We start from the raw sequence: 19843 nt of genomic DNA, 5'->3' as shown, positions 1-19843 counted from the left end.
ATGTCACAAAGAATCAGAATAAAACTAAAATCTTACGATTACAACTTGGTAGACAAGTCTGCTGAGAAAATCGTAAAAACGGTAAAGGCTACTGGTGCTGTTGTAAACGGACCAATTCCATTGCCAACGAATAAGAGAATCTTCACGGTGTTAAGATCTCCGCACGTAAACAAGAAAGCAAGAGAGCAGTTCCAACTTTCGGCTCACAAGAGACTAATGGATATCTACTCTTCTTCTTCTAAAACTGTTGATGCTCTAATGAAATTAGAGTTACCAAGCGGTGTAGACGTTGAAATTAAAGTGTGATAACTGCATACTTTGCAATGATTATAGAATCCGTCCCTTTCAGGGACGGATTTTTTTGTTTATAAAGCATAAGAAAGATCAATTCATGGGTTGTAGTTGTTATTTTTGCTAAGTGAAACACCTTTGCTAACAATGCTGAAAACCTTGACACGGATAAACAACCAAAATGAACAAATTTCGTTTTCCCTTTTTCAATATTTCTATCTGCCAAAAATTCACCATTCACTTGCAAAGCAAAATTCACCATTCACATTTCTTACTATTCCACCTTTTTGCCATTTCTCCCTTTATACCCATAAGTCTACTTTTACCCGGCACCTTTAATGATGCTCAGGTATCGTTAAAGGATCTCTACTACATATGAAGGCTCATTTATAATCTGATAATGATTAGTCGTGTCGACGTGAGATATGTCACCTGTGTTTATTTATTTAGAATTATTAAAAATAATAATTTTGTAAAAAATTATCAGATGAATAAAGTAGTATCCTTTTCTCTGCTTGTATTAGGTGGGGTTTTTGTAAACGCACAGCAAGTGAATGATTCTATTAAAAAATCAAAGGAGATTGATGAAGTAGAACTATTTGGTGAAAAAAAGAAACAGCCGGTAGGCCTTGAAGCCATTACCAGACTTCCTTTGAAAACCAGAGACCAGATCCAGAGTATTTCCGTGATTTCCTATAAAGTAATTGAAGATCTTGGGGGGCTTACCGTAACAGATGTTGCTAAAAACATCCCTGGTGTTACCCAGTTCGGAAGCTATGGAGGGACAAGAGAAAGTATGTCTATCAGAGGGTACCGGGGAGTACCTGTTTTAAAGAATGGAGTTCAGATGGATTCTGATTTCCGTACCGGAGCTATGCTTACGGATATGCAGGGCGTAGAAAGTATTCAGGTGATTAAAGGTTCTGCAGCAGTAACGCAGGGAATTGGTGACGGGCTTGGTTCTGCTGGAGGTGTCATCAACGTAGTAACCAAGGTTCCTAAGTTTATTAATGAAACCAATGTTGGTTTCAGATACGGAAGCTGGGATTTTTACAGAGCTACAGCAGACTTCCAGAGAGTTCTGGATGCTCAGGGAAAAGTAGCCGTAAGATTGAATGCTGCTTACCAGGATAACAACAGTTTCAGAAGATTTATCAATACAGACCGTATTTATGTAAACCCATCTATTGCATTCCGTCCTGATGACAAGACTGAGATCGTAGTGGAGATGGATTATATGCACAATAATACCACACCGGACAGAGGAACGGTAAACCTTGCCAAAGGAGATGTGGAAGCCATATACAGAATGCCGGGAAGAAAGTTCCTTGGTTTTGCTTCGGATAATGCAAAAATTGAGACCTTCAATTTCTCTACAACGGTAACGAGAAAACTTACCGAAAAATTAAAGTTAAGAGCAGCTTACATGAGCTCTTCTTATCAGTCTGATATTATTGGTGCAGCTTTGGCGCCTCTAAATAGAAATAACCCGACTGAATTCCGTAATAGAACTTTAACCAGATCAGACAGAGAAGATTTAAATAAAGTCTTTCAGTTTGATTTTATTGGGGCAGATGTGAAGACTGGTTTTATGAAACATACTTTCCAGCTGGGATTCGATTGGAAAGAATCTACTGTGACCACGACTTCATACGATGCTACTAAAGTTATCGATAAGATCAATGTTCTTGAAGAAGTAAGTAATATTCTTCCTGCAGGAGTTAATATCGACCTTGCAACAGCCAAAGCTATTAACGCAGTAGCGCCTACCATGGGACTAATGGCGCAGGATGTCATCACTTTCAACAAATATATTAAAGCCCATTTAGGACTTCGTTACAGCAGATTAATCGGTTCAGATAAAGAAAAAGATTATGCATGGAACCCTTCATTAGGAATTATGATTTCTCCTATTGAAAATATGAACGTCTTTGGTTCATATACAAGTACCACAGCATTGAGAAGTTCTAATAACAGATTAGCTGGAGGTGGAACCGTGGGCGCTTCTACAACCAAACAATGGGAAGCCGGAATTAAATCTGACTGGCTGAACGAAAGATTAAGATTCAATGTGACATTCTTTGATATCAACACCGATAACTTGTCCTATGAACTTCTGAAAGACGGAAATAGTACGGGAATCTATGCAATGGCAGGTGAATTAAGAAGAAAAGGAATGGAGATCGAATTGATTGGAAAAATTCTTCCAAACCTTCAGGTGATGACCGGATGGGCGTATGTAGATGCTCAGTATAAGGATAGTCCGTCATTTGTAAATGGTTCAGCGCCTATCAATACTCCCAAACATTCTGCGAATGCATGGTTGAATTATAAATTTAGTGAAGGAGCTTTAACAGGACTTGATGTAGGAGCAGGAATTTATTATGTAGGAACCAGACCGGTTGATGACTTCAAGCAGGTTTATACCAATGCTGAAAATGGTCACGTCAACGGAACACAGCCTGGTGAAAAACCTTTCAACATGCCGGAATATACTACCGTAGATGCCCAGATTGGCTACACCTTCAAAAACGGATTGGGACTGAGAGGTTTCTTCAACAATATTTTTGATTCTGTAGGATACAACTCTTACTTCAGAGGCGGATACATCGATCAGATCCAACCGAGAAACTTTGCCGTACAGGTAAACTATAAATTCTAATCAGCAGAATTATTCATTATGAAAAGCGTAAAAACATTATTCTTAGCCTTTGCTCTTGCTGCAGCATCTGTTGCATGTTCAGGAGACAAAAAGAAAGGAATCGACTATAATCAGTTCAAAACTGAAGTACAGCTTACCCCGGATCAGGTGAAAAGCTTTGACGGGATTACGAAAAAATACCAGGACCTTCAGGAGCAGAACTTCCAGGCTGCAAAAGCGCAGGGTGGAAATATGGACCGCGTGGCATTGGGAATCAAAAATGAAGAACTGAGAGCACAGCAGTCTGTTGAAATGGCTAAAGTTCTTGATGCTCCTCAGATGGAGAAGTTCAACAAATTCGTTGATGAAAATTCAAGAAAAAGACCGAGATATGACAATGCACTTCTTGAAAGAATCAAAACTGAGGGTCAGCTTTCAGAAGATGAATTCAAAGTAGTGAATGCTGCCAACGATGCATTTGAAAAAGCATTCAATGATGCTCACGATGTCTATCACGGAAACAATGATCTTGCTAAAGAATACTGGGGAAAATTTGATGCCCAGAGAAAAGCAGCGATCAAGACCGCTCTTACCCCGGAACACTATACGAAATTCGAAGAGATCGTAAAAGACATCAAGTTCAAAGGAAGAAAATAATTAAGTTTTAAACTTAATGAAGGTCCGAAGACGGAAGAGGGAAGTCATAATGCTTCGTCCTTCTATTCTAATACCAAGAAACATTCATATCAAATTTTAACAGCAAAAACATTAAGGCAGTATTCCTGTCTTAATGTTTTTGCTGTTAAAGGGAATGTAGTCGGAAACTGAAATGTCAATAGTGAATTTTGCTTCGCAAGTGAAATGTGAAAGTCCCCAACCCCGCAACCCGAATCTCATAAACCCGCAACGCTAAAACTCTAAAACACTCTACTCTCAAACCCGAATCTCGAAACCCGAAACCCGCACCCAAAACTCCCAATGAAATCATTATTTAAAAGCCTTTACAGAAAACGGAGAAAAAATGAATCACTCATCAAATATCTGATGTGGATCGTCCATCTTTGGCTGGGGCTTCTTTCGAGTAGTGTTGTGTTTGTAATGTGTATTACCGGATGTCTGTATGCTTTCAAAAATCAGATCATAGACCTTTACAATAAAGATATGGTTTATATCACTGCTGGCTCACAGGTTTCCCAAACTCCGGATCAGATCCAGACCGGATTACTGAAAAACGGAAAAGAACTTACCGGACTTCTCATACCGGACAGCAAAAATAGAAGTTATGTTGTTTCCTATCGCGAAAACCAATTGGATAAAAGCTCATACTACAATCAATATACGGGTAAGATTCTGGGCCAAGCCGAAACAGGAGCCAACCAGTTTTTTGAAGTTGTTCTGGATATTCACCGAAACCTCATGATGGGAAATGCCGGACGACAAATTGTTGGGGCATCTGTCCTGATATTTTGTCTATTGTTAATTTCAGGATTGATTCTATGGCTTCCCAAAAAACTGAAGTTCCTGAAACAGGGACTCACCGTAAAACTCAAAGCTAAATTTCAGCGCGTGAATTACGACCTGCATAATACACTGGGTTTCTACACCTTTTTGATGCTTTTCTTCATTGCTGTTACAGGATTATATGTGACGTATCCATGGGTGAAAAATGGACTTATTGTAAGCTTAGGCGGTTCCTCAATTGATCGTATTGCCGAAGAGAAAAGCGGTGATGATCCTTTCGGAGGTCTCCTTAAAGATATGCTGCAGAAACAGGATGAAAAAAAGAACCTTAAAAATACAGCTTCAGCATCTATAGACAAGATCCTTGAGCTATCCAACAAGCAGCTTCCTTATACAGCGGTGACCAGCATCGAACTTCCCAACAAAGAAAATCCACGATACGTTGTCATCAAGACCAATACCCAAAATTTCCTGGGCATGATGCTTCCGGATGAAATCACTTTCGACAAAACCGGAGTTTTTAAAACCAAAGAATTATTTTCAGATAAACCATTGAATAAACAGTTCACCGCTTTAGCAAAACCTCTCCACACAGGAGAAATCATGGGACTGCCGAGTGTCATTCTCTATTTCATCGTTTCACTGATTGGGTGTTCATTACCTGTGACAGGATTTCTGATCTGGTGGCACAGGTTTAAGAAGGGAAGTGGGAAGATGGGAGCAGGAAGTTGACCAAAGTCAAAATAATATCCGCGTTGCCCCCATCTGCAAGAGAGATAGAAAACAAAACAAATCTGAACCGTTCTATCAAAAGACAGCTACAATTTCACCGTGAAATAGTACGTCCATCTTCAAACTTCCATCTTCCATCCCAAAAAACATCCCCGATTCAAGTTAATTCAATACATTTATTCATTAAAAGAATCGAAACCATGAGCCAGAAGAACAATAACCTTTTTGAAAAATTTTCAGATTGGGCAACTAAATTTACCGGAAGCTCCTATGCATTTATCGGAGCCGTGCTGGTAGTGGTGATATGGGCAGCTTCAGGACCTCTTTTTCACTATTCTGAAACCTGGCAGCTCGTGATCAATACCGGAACTACGATTATTACTTTTCTGATGGTTTTCTTAATTCAGAAAGCGCAGAACAAAGACTCCAAAGCCATACAGATCAAGCTGAATGAACTTCTCGCCGCCAATGAAAAAGCGAGCAACAGAATTGTAGATATTGAAGATCTGACCGAAAAAGAACTGGATCAGCTTCACTGTTATTACGAAAAACTCGCTGATTTTGCGGAAGAAGATGATGATATTCACACCTCACATTCTATAGATGCTGCCAAAAGAAATCAGAATTATAAGCACGATTTTTTTAAACATAAACATGAAGAATGGCTTCAGAAACAACAACAAAAAAAGGAATCGTAATGATTCCTTTTTTATAATGATTGTAAGATGTTTAAGGTATCAATTTAGTGCCTCATAAGGTTTCGGGATGCGGGTCATGGTTTAATCGATATACTTGATCAATTTCATTGATTCGATTAAGCGAATACCGATGGCTTCATCAGTGACGCGGTTACAGTCTTACCTTCCTCAAAATTAAACGTTAACAGGATGAAATCGTTGTGGCTTATTTGGTTTTTCTCAACGGAAAAATAAATGGATGCCCTTATTCTAAGTTCTGTTGATTGGGTTTTTGTTTTCTCCAGAAATAAGCTAGAACAATTCCTAAAATTGTACTTACTACATTGATTATTTTTAAAGTAGCACTCAGATCTCGGGTATTATACCTTTCTTGAGGAATAGTGAAAACTACAATGGCAGCGGCGATTAAAATAACAGATAAAATCGCCATTACGATTTTTCTCGCACCAGGTGCTGTTGCTGCGCCATAATAGACAAAAACCGCACTTGCAAGGGTATGAAAAACAAACGAAACGGTATATATAAACCAATCTGCAGATGATATTTTCATCGCCCAATTTGATAATCCGTTTGTTAATAAAAAAATGATGAGAGCTACGGGTAAAACCAATATCCATCGTAAAACCGACGGCCATGTCTGCATGAAAATAAAACCGTGATCTGCATCAAAACTTTCTTTCTTTGCTGAAGAATTGTTATCCATAATGTTTTTTTTAATAAAAGAAATTTCCTTTTTCCTTAACCCTAAAAATAAGAAAATTTCTTCTATTAAAATATTGTTATCTGTGTATCAGTAAATTATCTTTTCAGAAAATATCCGAAATAACTGCAGCTTCCTGACAGTCCTTTCAGTGTTTCCGTATCTGCATATTGGGATTTCAGCTGGGCAAAATACGTTCTGTATTTTTCATTTCTGATATTGTCCAGTTCAGTTTGATGAGCCTGTTCCTTTTCAGAGTATTTAGGATCTGAATAGTCAATGGTACTTACATTTTTCGCTTCATACTGATAATACTTTCCTTGCTCTGCACTGGCCATCTGGAAGAGAGCTCTTGCTCTTTGTTCCTTGTCTTTCGAAAGCTTCAGGGTCTTCTGATAATAATTGATCGCGAGGTCGAAATTATCAGGCTCAATATAAGTGGTATAAAGGAAATTCTTATAATAATACTTGTACGGATTCTTTCTGTCCGTGTTCCAGAAGTCATATTTTCCACCATTGGTGTTGTCGATATCCATCACAAATATTTGACGGTAGTAGCCTAAACTTGAAGTGTTGTACATTAGATTTCCGATAAGCTGGCTAGCTGCAGCTGCCTTTTCATCCGTTCCGCTGCTGATCTTTTTAAGCTGGATCAATGCATCTGCCAGTTCCAGTTTATTCATGCTGTTTTTAATGAAAGGGAACGCAGTATAATCTTCAGCCTCCATACTTTCAGTTTCAGCACTTCCGAAACTTTCCCATACATTATGTCCGAAGACCAGATTGGAAATATCTCTGAATCCATTGTATTCGCCGGCTGCATATTGTTTCGCAGTGATCTTTTCGCCTTTATCGGTCCAGTCATAATTCATTCTTGGAATTCCTGCAAAGCCTTGGGCTTTCTCGTAATATGATTTGGCCTTTTCAAAATCGGCCTGTTTCATAGCTCTATCTCCATAGATCATGCTGAAGAACGCATCAATATTTCCTACGTTGTCCATGTTTTTGGCAATGATTTGCTGTTCAAACTGGGTCTTGTTCGGTTTCTTGTAAAAGTCTTCAACACTTTTTACCAGACTTGAATTCGGGTTGTACTGAAGGTCGGACAGTTTATTGTTCATTAAGAATGATTTTCCATCCTCACCCTGTAAGAAGTAACGGTTCGCAAGAACATCTTTAAGAAAGTCTGCTGTAGACGGAGTTTCACCGTAATAGTCATAATCTGCAACGGCTGCGGTATCTTTCTTCACTTCTTTTTTAACGAAATAATCTGCATAGTCTTTCATCAGATGATCCTCGAATTCAGCATCAACCTTAGGATGCGAAACGATATCATTCAGGACTTTCATTCTTTTGATTTCTTCCAGATATTCCGGGTTGGTTGTTTTGATATCTTCCAGAATTTCGGAACTGGCTTTATAGTCTTTTTTCAAAAACTTAAGATAAGCATCGGCGATCTGCCAGTATTCATCCTTAGAGACCTTCTTGGTTTTCTCCGTGAATTTTTCCAGATTGTCCAGATAATCTTTCGTTTTTTCATCATAGCCATAACCTGATTTGGTGTAGAACGGTATTCTGTCCGGGTTGTTCAATAGCTCATCATCACTCTTATCATTTTTGCCACCATTCGCGCTGTCAGATTTTGAACCTCCGAAAAGATTTTTGAAAAACCTTACGATCTTCTGCCAGAATGAAAGCTTCTCTTCTTTTTTTACTTCTGCAGCTGCTGGTTCAGATTTTGTATCGGTGGAAACTTTGTCGTGATCATCTGCATTTCCTTTCTGCATATAAACATTATCTGAAGCATCAGAAGTATAGTAATATATCGGAAGGTAACTTCTTTCAAGCTCATTGATACTTCTCACCGCCATTACTTTCAGAATCTCAGAATCAGGATTGATATCGTACATTTTTTCCATGATCGGAATAGGGTCTGTGAAGCCTTCATAGCCCAACAGGAAATAAGCCATGTTCTTTTCATCGCTCGTCCCCGCTCTTTTCATAATATTACTGAAAGAAGCCGTATCCGAAAGCTTCATGGAAACGAAGGCAGATTCCTTACGGTCTTTGCTGTTCATAAAAACCTGGAAAAAGTTCCAGTTCGCATCACTGTTCATTTCCTTTCCTCTCTGAGCACCGGCAAGCTGATCAAGCGCCATGAAATACACGGTTCCTTTCTGTTTGATAGGTTCAATATAAGTTTTGAACGCTTCCAGAGTGGCATCATAATTTCTCGTGTAATGATTGAAACGCACCAGCTGATATCCGTAGCGCTGCTTGATCTCTGGATTTCTTGTGGCATTGTATAGAGAAGTCAATGCATTGACTGTTTTAGCGTAATCAACGGAAGTGGCATTGAGCTTTTTGGAGGGGCCGTAGTTGTAAAAAGAATCCGGGCTTTCAACATAATTGATGCTCATGTAAGGCTCCAGATATTTTGCTTCAATTAAATAATCGATGCCTTCCTTATACTTTTGGTAAAATCCTGTCCCCAGTTTCTGCAAAAGAGGATTACTTGGCGTTCCGTTTTTCAAAGCATTTAAATCATCCATGCTTATTTTGTACACCAGATTCTCTGTTTCCGAATAGTTGAGCTGGTTGTTGAAGAATTTCTTCCATGTCTCAATATTGTCGTCAGGAATCGTCATGTTTTTATAATCACCGTAGAACCTGTTGGAATACGTGAGCAAGAAAGGAAGATAAGATTTATCCTTGATGATGCTTTGCGTAAACAGGTTGAAGTATTCATAATCGGGGTCTGACCATGCGCAGGCGTCAGATTTAGTATAAAACAGCGATAGAACCGCCAGTGAAAGAATATACTTTTTCATATAGTTGAGGGTGTTTTTATTTTTATAATTAAATGTCAATAGAATTCAAAAGTTGTATGGTCAACAGGATTTAAGACCTGCTTAAAGTGCTCAATCTGCAGGAGATAAAATTTTAAAATTCCCGGTTACTTACAAATTTACTATCTAATTGATAATAAATTACATTAAAATCAGGTATTTTTTTCTCCAGAAAACGAACGACATCTTCCAGCTGTTCGTCAGAGATTTCTTCCACCTTTATCCTGAAGCCTTTGCTCAGAAAGCTTCCGAAATAGAAACCGTCTTTTGTAATTTCGACTTCATTATCGGAGATTTTTTTGAATCCCGGGTTTTCAAGATCTTTCCTGGACAGGGCATTGATTAGTTTATGCTTTTCAAGATGATTGGTAACAATTCCCCAGGAGTAGATCGGCAGCGCGACTTCTATTTTCTTTACAGGGTAATCTTCCAGTTTGGAAAGGTAACTTTTTAAAATCGTCACATCCAGAATAGAGTTCTTGTTGGAGTTTTCCAATGGCGAGGAAGTAGAGTAGCACATCAGGTAGACTTTTTCTACAGGTGGAACTCCAGTCTGGTTTTTATCTTTAACCTGATGAAGGCGTAAAGTACAGGTGATTTCTTTTCCGGAAACCTTTTTCAGTTCTTTTAAGAATTTAAAATAATCATTTCTGGTTCCAGCGGTCCAGTCGCAATCAATCTGAATTTCATTGCTGATCTTTAAACCATATTCTTTAGATTTCTTCTGAATCAGATTGTGAATATTTTTTGCCAGAAATCTGATCTCATCCGAAGAAATACGGTACATTGACTGATTGGTAATAAACACAGTCGGAACAATCTGTTTATCCGTCTGGAAACTTTTGTCTTTCGTAATCACGGCAACCGGCTGAAACTGTCCGCCGATTTTATCTATATCGAAAAATCTTGTGTACACATAAGGAACTGAAGCCTTGTCCAATGCTTTTTTCTCTTCCTGATCCAACTTAAGCTGAGTTTTCCAGTAATAAAAAGTATAAGGATGATTCTTTTTTCTGCCGCATGAAACAACGAGAAGGAGGATTAACAGGAACTTTAATGTTTTCATTTCTTGTACAGTTTGCTTTCGCAGGTACAGGTGTCGTTGGAAGCGCTTTCCATAGAAGAACAGCAGTCTTCAGATTTCTGGATGTTTCCTTCTTTATCGGTAAGGTAGATGTTGTCTTTGTCAAATTTCACATAGAAGTTTTCGCCATACTTTTTGAAAACTACCTTCATGACTTTGGGATTGTATTTTCCTGCATTCACTTCTTCTGTAGTTTCAGTTCTGTCTGCCTGATTGACCTGAACAAACCCGAAATAGACATCGCCGTTTTTCTTCACATCCAGGTAATAAGACGGAGTTCCCGATCCACTGAATCCTTCAACGATATTAAAACTTCTATGACCGATAAATGGTGCTTTTGTCTGGGCAAAAGATAAAATGCTGATGCATAAGATCACTAAGCTGAAAATCTTTTTCATATATTTTTTTTCAAAAGTAAAAATATTTAAGCAAAAATTAAACCGTAAAAACCCGGTGATTGGCTGTTGAAGGTAATTCTTAACTACAAAAAGCACAAAGCTTTTTTAACACTTAAGTTGTTTTAAAGTTACATACATTGTACATATAAAGTACACTTAAGTTTTATGAAAATCAAAGATTTTCTACTGATGTGATCTTAGTGTTTTCAGCATGATAAAACTTTTAAACTAAAGTGTGCTTAAGTGTTTAAATACATTAAAAATTTTGTGTTTAATAACTTGAACCATTAAGATGAATTAAGTTTTTAAGAATATTAAGTGAGCTTTGCTTTAAGATGTGCTGCTGAAAAAAAATCATTTGATTTTTCTTAATTTTCCTTACCTCCTTTATTGATCTTAATGTTTTAAAATTATTCAGATACAGCTATATCATCAGAAATCTATTTGAAGATGAGCACAAAAAACAAAATGACCACCCCGAATTGGAGTGGTCTTAGTATAAGTTAATTTAAAATTCAGATTAGAAAACAGTGGCGGCCAGCTGAATTCTTGCGTACTTATTCGAAGGATTCCACATGGCCATCATGGCAACCGGAAGACTGTAGTGTTCCGTGATTTTGACGGTCTTGCTGGCTTTTACACCAACGTTAACAATGTCAAAACTGTTTTTGCCGTTTCCATAGAGAAAATTTCTGTCGTTAAGCGCAAATCCTGCACCGATGAAAGCATCCAGATTGACTTTCTGTCCCGCAATAACGGGATAACTTGCCTGAACGTAGGTCGAATACTTATTCTTTTTATAGCTTCCGTCAGATTCCAAAACCACTTCTCCCGCATTAGCTCCTCCGTACAGCATGATGTCGGCTTCAATATTCAGAGGAAATGAAGGTCCGAACGTATAATTGGTTCTAAGGTCAATGATATGAGCCGTTCTTGTCCGCGAATAATGGAATATGTCTTCTGAAGCAACCGCGGTATTGATGTTTCTGGAATTAAAAAGATCCCAAAGCCCGATATAAAGTCTTCCGTCTGAATACTGGACGTAATAATTGATCTCTTTATAATGTGTTCCGTCTTTGTCATCCGTCAGGGAAGATGCACCCCAGATTCCGGCTTTCCATTTTTTTTCCGCATCGAAAGCGTACGATAGATTTCCCATCACCACAGGTTTATCGGTAATGATCAAGCCTCTCCACAGGTGATTATTCTGAATATTCGCAGTGAAATCAAGCCTGTTGCTTTCCTTAGGTTCAGTGTTTTCCTGAGACCATAGTTTTCCTGTGCCCAAAATAATCAGGCATGCTATTTTTAAAACTTTCATGGATGTATTTATTTTAAGATTCCATATAGAACTGCTGCGATAATACAGCCCAGGATAGGGCCTGCAACAGGAATCCAGGCATATCCCCAATCACTGCTGCCTTTTACGGGAAGTATGGCGTGCATGATTCTGGGACCTAAATCTCTGGCGGGATTAATGGCATAACCGGTGGTTCCACCTAAAGATAAACCGATAGCCCAAACCAGTAAGGTAACAGGAAGTGCTCCCACAGAGCCAAGTCCTACTTTAGCGGTTGGATCTGCATTCAGAGCGATGCTGGGATCCGAAAAATGAAAGATAACAAATACGAGGACAAACGTTCCGATGATCTCACTGATGAGATTGGAGAACGTATTCCTGATCGCTGGACCGGTACTGAAACAGGCCAGTTTAGCACCTCCGTCTTCGGTAATGGCGAAATGGTCTTTATTAAAAAGCCATACAAGAAAAGCTCCAAGCATTGCGCCGAGTAGCTGTGCTGCAATATAAGTGGGAACCAGATCCCATGAGAATTTTCCTGCAACAGCCAGCCCGATGGATACAGCCGGATTCAGGTGAGCACCACTTACCGGTCCTGCCACGGTGACCCCTACAAAAACGGCCAGTGCCCATGCCGTTGTAATGACGATCCATCCTGAATTATTTCCTTTGGTATCTTTTAAGACAACATTTGCTACAACGCCGTTGCCTAATAATATCATAAGCATGGTGCCTATGAGTTCTGCGGTAAATGGGTTCATGAGTAGTTTTTTTAAGTTAAGGATTTAATCTTCGATCCAGCTTTGAGAACGCTTTACAGCTTTGTTCCAGAAATGGATCATATTATCTGCTTTTTCCTTGTCCACTTTCGGATGGAAATCTTCGTCCACAATCCATTGGGATTGAATCTCGTTGATGTCCTTCCAGTATCCTACTGCCAATCCTGCAAGATACGCTGCTCCTAAGGCTGTTGTTTCAAGGGTTTTCGGTCTTGTGATTTTGAACCCGAAAAGGTCAGACTGGATCTGCATCAGAAGGTCACTTGCAGAAGCACCGCCGTCTACTCTAAGCTCAAGACTTGGTCTTCCGGAATCTGCTTCCATGGATTTTACAATATCATACACCTGGAATGCAATTCCTTCCAAAGTCGCTCTCGCGATATGTCCATTGGTCGTTCCGCGGGTTACCCCTACAATCGTTCCTCTGGCATATTGGTCCCAATAAGGAGCTCCCAATCCTGTAAGTGCAGGGACAAAGTAAACCCCTCCGTTATCTTCAACGCTTGCTGCCAGATCATTTACTTCTTCAGATGTACGGATCAGTTTCAGCCCGTCTCTCAGCCACTGTATGGCTGCTCCGCCTACAAAGACACTTCCTTCCAGTGCATAATTTACTTCTCCATTAATCTTCCATGCTACAGTAGTCAACAGGTTATTTTTAGAAGAAACAGCTTCTTTTCCTGTATTCATTAGTAAGAAGCATCCTGTTCCGTAGGTGTTTTTTACCATTCCGGGTGTAATGCACATCTGTCCGAATAAAGCAGCCTGCTGATCTCCCGCAATTCCTGCAATTGGAATTTTAGTGGAAAATAGAGTAGTTGCAGTTTCGCCGTAAATTTCACTGCTCTGTTTTACTTCAGGAAGAACAGATCTTGGAATGTCAAATAAATCCAGCAATTCCTGATCCCATTCTAAAGTGTGAATGTTCAGAAGCATGGTTCTGCTCGCATTGGAAACATCGGTGATGAACATTTTTCCGCGGGTAAGTTTCCACACCAACCATGTGTCAACGGTTCCGAAACATAATTTTCCTTCTGCTGCTTTTTCTCTTGCGCCTTCTACGTTATCCAGAATCCATTTAAGTTTGGTTGCAGAAAAATAAGCATCCAGAACAAGTCCGGTTTTTTCTTTGATGGTTTCGGCGTGGCCCTGTTCTTTTAATTCATCGCAATATTTGGAAGTCCTTCTGTCCTGCCAGACAATCGCGTTGTAAATAGGTTCGCCGGTTTCTTTATCCCAGACAATGGTTGTTTCACGCTGATTGGTGATTCCAATGGCAGCGACTTCCAGTCCGGAAATGCCTGCTTTGGCGATAATCTCTGCGGCAACGGATATCTGGGAAGACCAGATTTCGTTGGGATCATGCTCTACCCATCCCGGAGTAGGGTAGATCTGTTCAAAATTTTTCTGGGAGATGTATTCTATTTCTCCGCTGTGGTTGAATAAAATGGCTCTGGAGGATGTTGTCCCCTGGTCCAGAGCGAGAATCAGTTTTTCCTTCATACTGCAAATTTTTAGTTATGAGTAATAGTTTTGGGAGAGTAAGGCGTTAATAAATACCCTTGTGCTAATTCAATAAATTCTTTTTCCTGATCATTTGCCCATTCCTGAGAATATCCTTTTTCTTTGGCAATAAGCTGTGCAATCGTGTGGGCACTGTCGATGGCGGCTCTTGCATCTAAGAATAAGAGTCGGACTCTTCTGGCGAGAATGTCTTCTATGGTTTCTGCCATTTCATGTCGTATAGCCCAAACTGCTTCTGCTATCGTGAAATCATGATCCGGATGTATTTTTTTTGAATACTGAGGATCGCTGCTTTGCAATGCTTTTATAGCTGGGATATCAGATCCGTATACATACAGATGGCTGGTACGGTCAACAAGTTCTGCTTTTATGTTCCCGTGAATAGACATGTTTTCTGTTTGGGAAGGTCCTCCGTTTAAATGAAGAATCTCCACAGCTTTATCCACAGTGTCCTGTGCCATTTTACGGTACGTGGTCCATTTTCCACCGATGATGGAAACCAATCCTGTATCTGAAGTAATGACTTTGTGGCTTCGGGAAACTTCTTTTGTGTTTTTACCTCCTTCTTTTGGTGCGGCAAGCGGTCTCAATCCGGCGAACATAGATTTTACGTCTTCTCTCGTCGGTTTTTTGGCTAAATATTGTCTGGCTGTATTCAGAACGAAATTAATCTCAGATTCCAAAGCGTGCGGTTCAAAGCTCGGGCTTTCAAGAAGGGTGTCCGTAGTTCCTACCAATGCTCTGTCGTGCCAAGGGACTACAAAAAGAACTCTGCCGTCCGATGTTTTAGGAATCATGATGGCATCATCACTCTTAAGGAAAGATTTATCCAATACCAAATGGATACCTTGACTTGGAACGACAAATTTACCATGCTTAGGATTATTCATATTCAGAATATCATTCGTGAATACTCCTGTAGCATTAATCACAGCTTTTGCACGAAGCTCATACTGCTGGTTTGAAAACTGGTCTTCTGCTTTTACACCGTTTATTTTTCCGGAATCATTTTTGAGAAGGCCGGTCACTTTCATATAATTAACTGCACTTCCTCCTTTTTCTATAAGAGTCTGGGAAAGGTTGATCGCTAATCTTGCATCATCAAACTGTCCGTCCTGATACACCACACCACTTGCGAGGTTATGCTGCTCAATCGTTGGTAGTTTTTCAATGGTTTTGGCTTTGCTGATGTATTTTGTTTTTCCAAGGCTAAGCTTTCCGGCAAGGAAATCATAAACAGACAATCCTATCTTATAGTAAATGCCTCCCCACCATGTGTAGTTGGGAATAATAAATGACTGGTTTTTGACTACGTGTGCCGCATTTTGGGCAAGCAGTCCTCTTTCTTTCAGGGCTTCCTTCACAAGTCCTACATCTCCCTGGGCAAGATATCTTACCCCGCCGTGTACCAATTTGGTGCTTCGGCTGGATGTTGCTTTTGCAAAATCGTGGGACTCAAGGAGCAGGGTTTTAAATCCTCTGCTGGCTGCATCTAATGCTGAGCCCAGACCACTGGCTCCACCTCCGATGACAATAAAGTCCCATTCCTGCACACTGGTCAGTTTACTAAGTTCTTCGTTTCGTTTCATAAATGTTTCGTTTATGTTTCGTTTTCAAATGTATAAATTAAAAACGAAACTAAAAAGAAAATAAATGAAATTTTATCGGTCTCGGAAAAAAATGGTATTTTTGATGAAAGAATCAGAATGGAAAAGTTAATACCAAGGCACGATGATATATTAAAGGAACTCAATGAAAAAGGGCATGTTCTGGTACAGGATTTATGTGAGAAGCTGAATGTTTCGTCGGTTACGGTTCGAAAGGATCTGAATTATCTCGAAAGTCTGGGATTGCTTTTTCGAAACCATGGGGGAGCGAGTAAGCATGTGCGTTATGCCTATGAAAGGAATGTGGATGAGAAAGAAAACATCAATGTAGAAGCGAAACAAAATATAGCGAAGGCGGCTTTGCAGCTTATTCAGGAGAATGATTGTATTATTCTGGCTTCGGGAACTACGATGCACTATCTGGCGAGGATGCTGGTGAATTTCGGTCCGCTTACGGTTCTTACTTCTTCATTACGGGTTGCGTTGGAGCTTTGCAATAATCCTAATATTAATATCATACAATTAGGTGGGGAGGTGAGAAAGAGCTCTACTTCTATTGTAGGATCTATTTCAGAAACGATTCTCAGACAGTTTTCCTGTAATAAACTCTTCCTTGGGGTAGATGGGATTGATATGGAATTCGGGATCAGTACTTCGAATGCTGCAGAAGCTCATCTGAATCAACTTATGATAGAATGTTCTGAAAAAGTGGTGATTCTTGGTGATTCTTCGAAACTGAATAAAAAAGGTTTCGGGAAGATCGCTCCTTTGGATAAAATAGATTATCTGATCACGGATGATGGGATTTGTGATGAGGATAAGGTTGCCCTGGAAGAAATAGGGGTTTCGGTTATTGTAAAATAAATTTCTTTTTCATTTCTTTTTTAAGGACAAAATAATTTCTCTGAAAATTTCATCCGGATTTTTTCAAAATGATCTAAATGATTAAAAATCAAAATATTTTACACAAAATATTTGCCAGTTATAAAAATATTCATAAATTTGCACACTCCATTTTAGGGGCGTAGTATGCCTATATCAAAAGTAGAAATTACTTCAGACCTCCTAAGAGATGGGAAATTAAAAAGATAAATTTTATTTAATATAAACAATGTCAGGTATTATTGGTAAAAAAATCGGTATGACGTCTTTGTTTAACGAAGAAGGAAAAAACATTCCTTGTACAGTTATTCAGGCTGGTCCATGCTCGGTTTTACAGGTCAGAACCATAGAAAAGGACGGCTACAAGTCAGTTCAGTTAGGTTTCGATGACAAGAGTGAAAAGAACGTAGGTAAAGCGTTAGCTGGCCATTTCAAAAAGGCTGGTTCTGCTCCAAAAGCTAAGTTGGTAGAATTCTACAGAGAATTCGTAGACGAAGTAAAAGTAGGAGAAGAAGTAAAAGTTAACTTATTCGCTGAAGGTGAATTTGTTGACGTAACAGGAACTTCAAAAGGTAAAGGTTTCCAAGGTGTTGTTAAAAGACATGGCTTTGGAGGTGTAATGCAAGCTACTCATGGTCAGCACAACAGACTTAGAGCTCCAGGTTCTATCGGTGCTGGATCGGATCCTTCAAGAGTATTCAAAGGAATGAGAATGGCGGGTAGAATGGGAGGTAAGCAGGTAACTGTTCAAAACCTTCAAGTATTAAAAGTGGATCAAGAACAAAATCTTTTAGTAGTAAAAGGTGCTGTTCCGGGAGCTAAAAATTCTTATGTAATTATCAGAAAATGGAACTAGTAGTATTAAATACATCAGGAAAAGAGACCGGAAGAAAAGTAACTCTAGACGAATCAGTATTCGGAATTGAGCCAAATCAGCACGCGGTTTACTTAGAAGTTAAACAGTACCTTGCCGCACAGAGACAAGGGACTCATAAATCAAAGGAAAGAAGCGAAATTACTGCTTCTACTAAAAAACTTAAGAAGCAAAAAGGATCTGGTTCTGCTAGATATGGTGATATCAAATCTCCAACTTTCAGAGGTGGAGGTAGAGTATTTGGACCAAAACCAAGAGACTACAGATTCAAATTGAACAAAGCTCTTAAGAGATTAGCTAAAAAATCTGTTTTATCTCAGAAAATGAGAGACAACAGCATCAGAGTAATGGAAGATATGAGCTTAAGCGCTCCTAAAACTAAAGATTTCATCTCTATCTTAAATGCATTGGCATTGAACGATAAGAAATCTCTATTCGTTCTTCCTGAAGCTAACAAGAATGTGTATTTGTCTTCAAGAAACTTACCTAAAACTAAAGTAATGAACTTCAACGAAATTAGTTCATATGACTTGATGAATGCAGGTGAGATCGTATTCTTAGAAGGTGCAGTTGAAAAATTCCAGGAAAATTTAAAGAAATAAATCATGTCACTTATTATTAAACCAGTTATCTCAGAAAAGGCTAATTACCTTACAGATTTAAGAGGTTCTTATTCTTTCTTAGTAGATCCTAAGGCTAATAAGATCCAGATTAAAAAAGCTGTTGAAGCAGCTTACGGTGTAAAAGTAGCAGACGTTAATACAATGATTTATGCTCCGAAGGTTTCTTCGAAATACACTAAAAAGGGTCTTCAAGTAGGAAAGACAAACAAATTAAAAAAGGCGGTAATCAAGCTTGTTGAAGGTGAGGTTATCGATATTTTTGCTGTAAATTAATTATTAATTATAAATAATAGTAATGTCTGTTAGAAAATTAAAACCTATCACCCCAGGACAGAGATTCAGAATTGTTAACAATTTTGAGGAAATTACTACCAACAAACCAGAGAAATCTCTAACAGTTGGTATTAGTAAGTCAGGTGGACGTAACCAAACTGGTAAAATGACCATGCGTTACACCGGAGGTGGACACAAAAAGAAATACAGAATTATCGACTTCAAAAGAAACAAGCATGATGTTGAAGCAACGGTAAAAACTGTAGAATATGATCCAAACAGAACTGCATTTATCGCTTTATTAGAGTACGCAGACGGAGAGAAGAGATATATCATCGCTCCAAACGGTATCAAAGTAGATCAGAAGGTAGTTTCAGGAGAAAGCGTAGAACCGAATATCGGTAACGCAATGAAATTGAAAAACATTCCATTGGGTACTGTTATTTCTTGTGTTGAAATGAAACCTGGACAAGGTGCTATTTTAGCAAGAAGTGCTGGTTCTTCAGCTCAATTAACTTCAAGAGACGGAAAATATGCAATCATCAAGTTGCCTTCAGGAGAATCAAGAATGATCCTTACTGAGTGTTATGCAATGATTGGATCTGTTTCTAACTCTGATCATCAGTTAACTGTTTCAGGTAAGGCTGGTAGAAGCAGATGGTTAGGTAGAAGACCTAGAACTAGACCAGTTGTAATGAACCCTGTAGATCACCCAATGGGAGGTGGTGAAGGTCGTTCTTCAGGAGGTCACCCAAGATCTAGAAATGGTATGCCTGCTAAAGGTTACAAAACCAGAAAGAAAAACAAAGCGTCTAACCGTCATATCATATCTAAACGTAAATAATTATGGCAAGATCACTTAAAAAAGGACCATTCATTCATCATACTTTAGATAAGAAGGTTCAGACAAACATAGAGTCTGGTAAGAAGACAGTTATCAAAACTTGGTCTAGAGCGTCTATGATCTCTCCAGACTTCGTAGGACAAACTATTGCTGTACACAACGGGAAATCTTTTATCCCTGTTTATGTTACAGAAAACATGGTTGGTCACAAGTTAGGCGAATTTTCTCCAACAAGATCTTTCAGAGGTCATGGTGGTAATAAAAACAAAGGAAGTAGATAATC

The 19843-nt window shown here is 39.0% G+C and carries 19 protein-coding genes; 11 read left to right on the top strand and 8 right to left on the bottom strand.

Annotated elements, in window-relative coordinates:
• The 5 genes from rpsJ (at position 1) to N0B48_RS14200 (ending at position 5823) form a co-directional block, all read left to right on the top strand.
• Positions 1-306, top strand: a complete 306-nt coding sequence (gene rpsJ, locus N0B48_RS14220) for a 30S ribosomal protein S10 (protein WP_002661363.1) — start codon at positions 1-3, stop codon at positions 304-306.
• A gap of 472 nt (positions 307-778) precedes the next feature.
• Entirely contained in the window at positions 779-2953 is a 2175-nt protein-coding gene (locus tag N0B48_RS14215) for a TonB-dependent siderophore receptor (protein ID WP_259839423.1), read from the top strand.
• Between the two features lie 18 nt (positions 2954-2971).
• Positions 2972-3589: a hypothetical protein gene (locus tag N0B48_RS14210; RefSeq protein WP_259839422.1), complete on the top strand. Its 618-nt coding sequence runs from the start codon at positions 2972-2974 to the stop codon at positions 3587-3589.
• A gap of 321 nt (positions 3590-3910) precedes the next feature.
• A complete protein-coding gene (locus N0B48_RS14205) occupies positions 3911-5125 on the top strand; it encodes a PepSY-associated TM helix domain-containing protein (protein WP_259839421.1) in 1215 nt (404 codons plus the stop codon).
• A gap of 200 nt (positions 5126-5325) precedes the next feature.
• The gene (locus N0B48_RS14200) at positions 5326-5823 is read left to right on the top strand and encodes a low affinity iron permease family protein (protein WP_259839420.1); all 498 of its coding nucleotides are present in this window, start codon (positions 5326-5328) and stop codon (positions 5821-5823) included.
• Positions 5824-6067: 244 nt separating this feature from the next.
• On the opposite strand, the gene N0B48_RS14195 is transcribed toward N0B48_RS14200, so the two are convergent.
• From N0B48_RS14195 to N0B48_RS14160, 8 genes are all read right to left on the bottom strand, one after another.
• Complete coding sequence (locus tag N0B48_RS14195; protein ID WP_259839419.1) at positions 6068-6526, bottom strand: hypothetical protein; 459 nt, start codon at positions 6524-6526, stop codon at positions 6068-6070.
• A 95-nt stretch (positions 6527-6621) separates the two neighbouring features.
• The gene (locus N0B48_RS14190) at positions 6622-9354 is read right to left on the bottom strand and encodes a hypothetical protein (RefSeq protein WP_259839418.1); all 2733 of its coding nucleotides are present in this window, start codon (positions 9352-9354) and stop codon (positions 6622-6624) included.
• A gap of 112 nt (positions 9355-9466) precedes the next feature.
• A complete protein-coding gene (locus N0B48_RS14185; RefSeq protein WP_259839417.1) occupies positions 9467-10438 on the bottom strand; it encodes a hypothetical protein in 972 nt (323 codons plus the stop codon).
• Entirely contained in the window at positions 10435-10854 is a 420-nt protein-coding gene (locus N0B48_RS14180; RefSeq protein WP_259839416.1) for a hypothetical protein, read from the bottom strand. Before N0B48_RS14180 ends, N0B48_RS14185 begins: the two co-directional genes overlap by 4 nt.
• A gap of 520 nt (positions 10855-11374) precedes the next feature.
• Positions 11375-12175 (bottom strand): hypothetical protein, encoded by an 801-nt coding sequence (locus N0B48_RS14175; RefSeq protein WP_072924834.1) that lies wholly within the window; start codon positions 12173-12175, stop codon positions 11375-11377.
• An 8-nt stretch (positions 12176-12183) separates the two neighbouring features.
• Positions 12184-12915: an MIP/aquaporin family protein gene (locus tag N0B48_RS14170; protein WP_259839415.1), complete on the bottom strand. Its 732-nt coding sequence runs from the start codon at positions 12913-12915 to the stop codon at positions 12184-12186.
• 24 nt (positions 12916-12939) lie between these two features.
• A complete protein-coding gene (glpK, locus tag N0B48_RS14165; RefSeq protein WP_259839414.1) occupies positions 12940-14436 on the bottom strand; it encodes a glycerol kinase GlpK in 1497 nt (498 codons plus the stop codon).
• Between the two features lie 11 nt (positions 14437-14447).
• Positions 14448-16046, bottom strand: coding sequence for a glycerol-3-phosphate dehydrogenase/oxidase (locus tag N0B48_RS14160; RefSeq protein WP_259839413.1), 1599 nt, complete (start codon positions 16044-16046; stop codon positions 14448-14450).
• A 117-nt stretch (positions 16047-16163) separates the two neighbouring features.
• Here N0B48_RS14160 and N0B48_RS14155 point away from each other — a divergent pair, with 117 nt between their 5' ends.
• The 6 genes from N0B48_RS14155 (at position 16164) to rpsS (ending at position 19841) form a co-directional block, all read left to right on the top strand.
• Entirely contained in the window at positions 16164-16928 is a 765-nt protein-coding gene (locus N0B48_RS14155) for a DeoR/GlpR family DNA-binding transcription regulator (RefSeq protein ID WP_259839412.1), read from the top strand.
• 247 nt (positions 16929-17175) lie between these two features.
• Entirely contained in the window at positions 17176-17802 is a 627-nt protein-coding gene (rplC, locus tag N0B48_RS14150) for a 50S ribosomal protein L3 (protein WP_034725991.1), read from the top strand.
• On the top strand, positions 17793-18422 hold the full coding sequence (gene rplD, locus N0B48_RS14145) for a 50S ribosomal protein L4 (protein ID WP_047454297.1): 630 nt from the start codon (positions 17793-17795) through the stop codon (positions 18420-18422). Before rplC ends, rplD begins: the two co-directional genes overlap by 10 nt.
• 3 nt (positions 18423-18425) lie before the next feature.
• A complete protein-coding gene (gene rplW, locus N0B48_RS14140; protein WP_034702844.1) occupies positions 18426-18716 on the top strand; it encodes a 50S ribosomal protein L23 in 291 nt (96 codons plus the stop codon).
• 22 nt (positions 18717-18738) lie between these two features.
• The gene (rplB, locus tag N0B48_RS14135) at positions 18739-19560 is read left to right on the top strand and encodes a 50S ribosomal protein L2 (protein WP_034702846.1); all 822 of its coding nucleotides are present in this window, start codon (positions 18739-18741) and stop codon (positions 19558-19560) included.
• Between the two features lie 2 nt (positions 19561-19562).
• On the top strand, positions 19563-19841 hold the full coding sequence (gene rpsS / locus N0B48_RS14130; RefSeq protein WP_034702850.1) for a 30S ribosomal protein S19: 279 nt from the start codon (positions 19563-19565) through the stop codon (positions 19839-19841).
• Positions 19842-19843: the final 2 nt, after the last annotated feature.

This window comes from Chryseobacterium herbae, assembly GCF_025154075.1.
GTDB classification, from domain to species: Bacteria; Bacteroidota; Bacteroidia; order Flavobacteriales; family Weeksellaceae; genus Chryseobacterium; species Chryseobacterium herbae.
The sequence above is the reverse complement of the archived record's forward strand: the minus strand, read 5'-3'. Positions and strand labels throughout refer to the sequence as shown.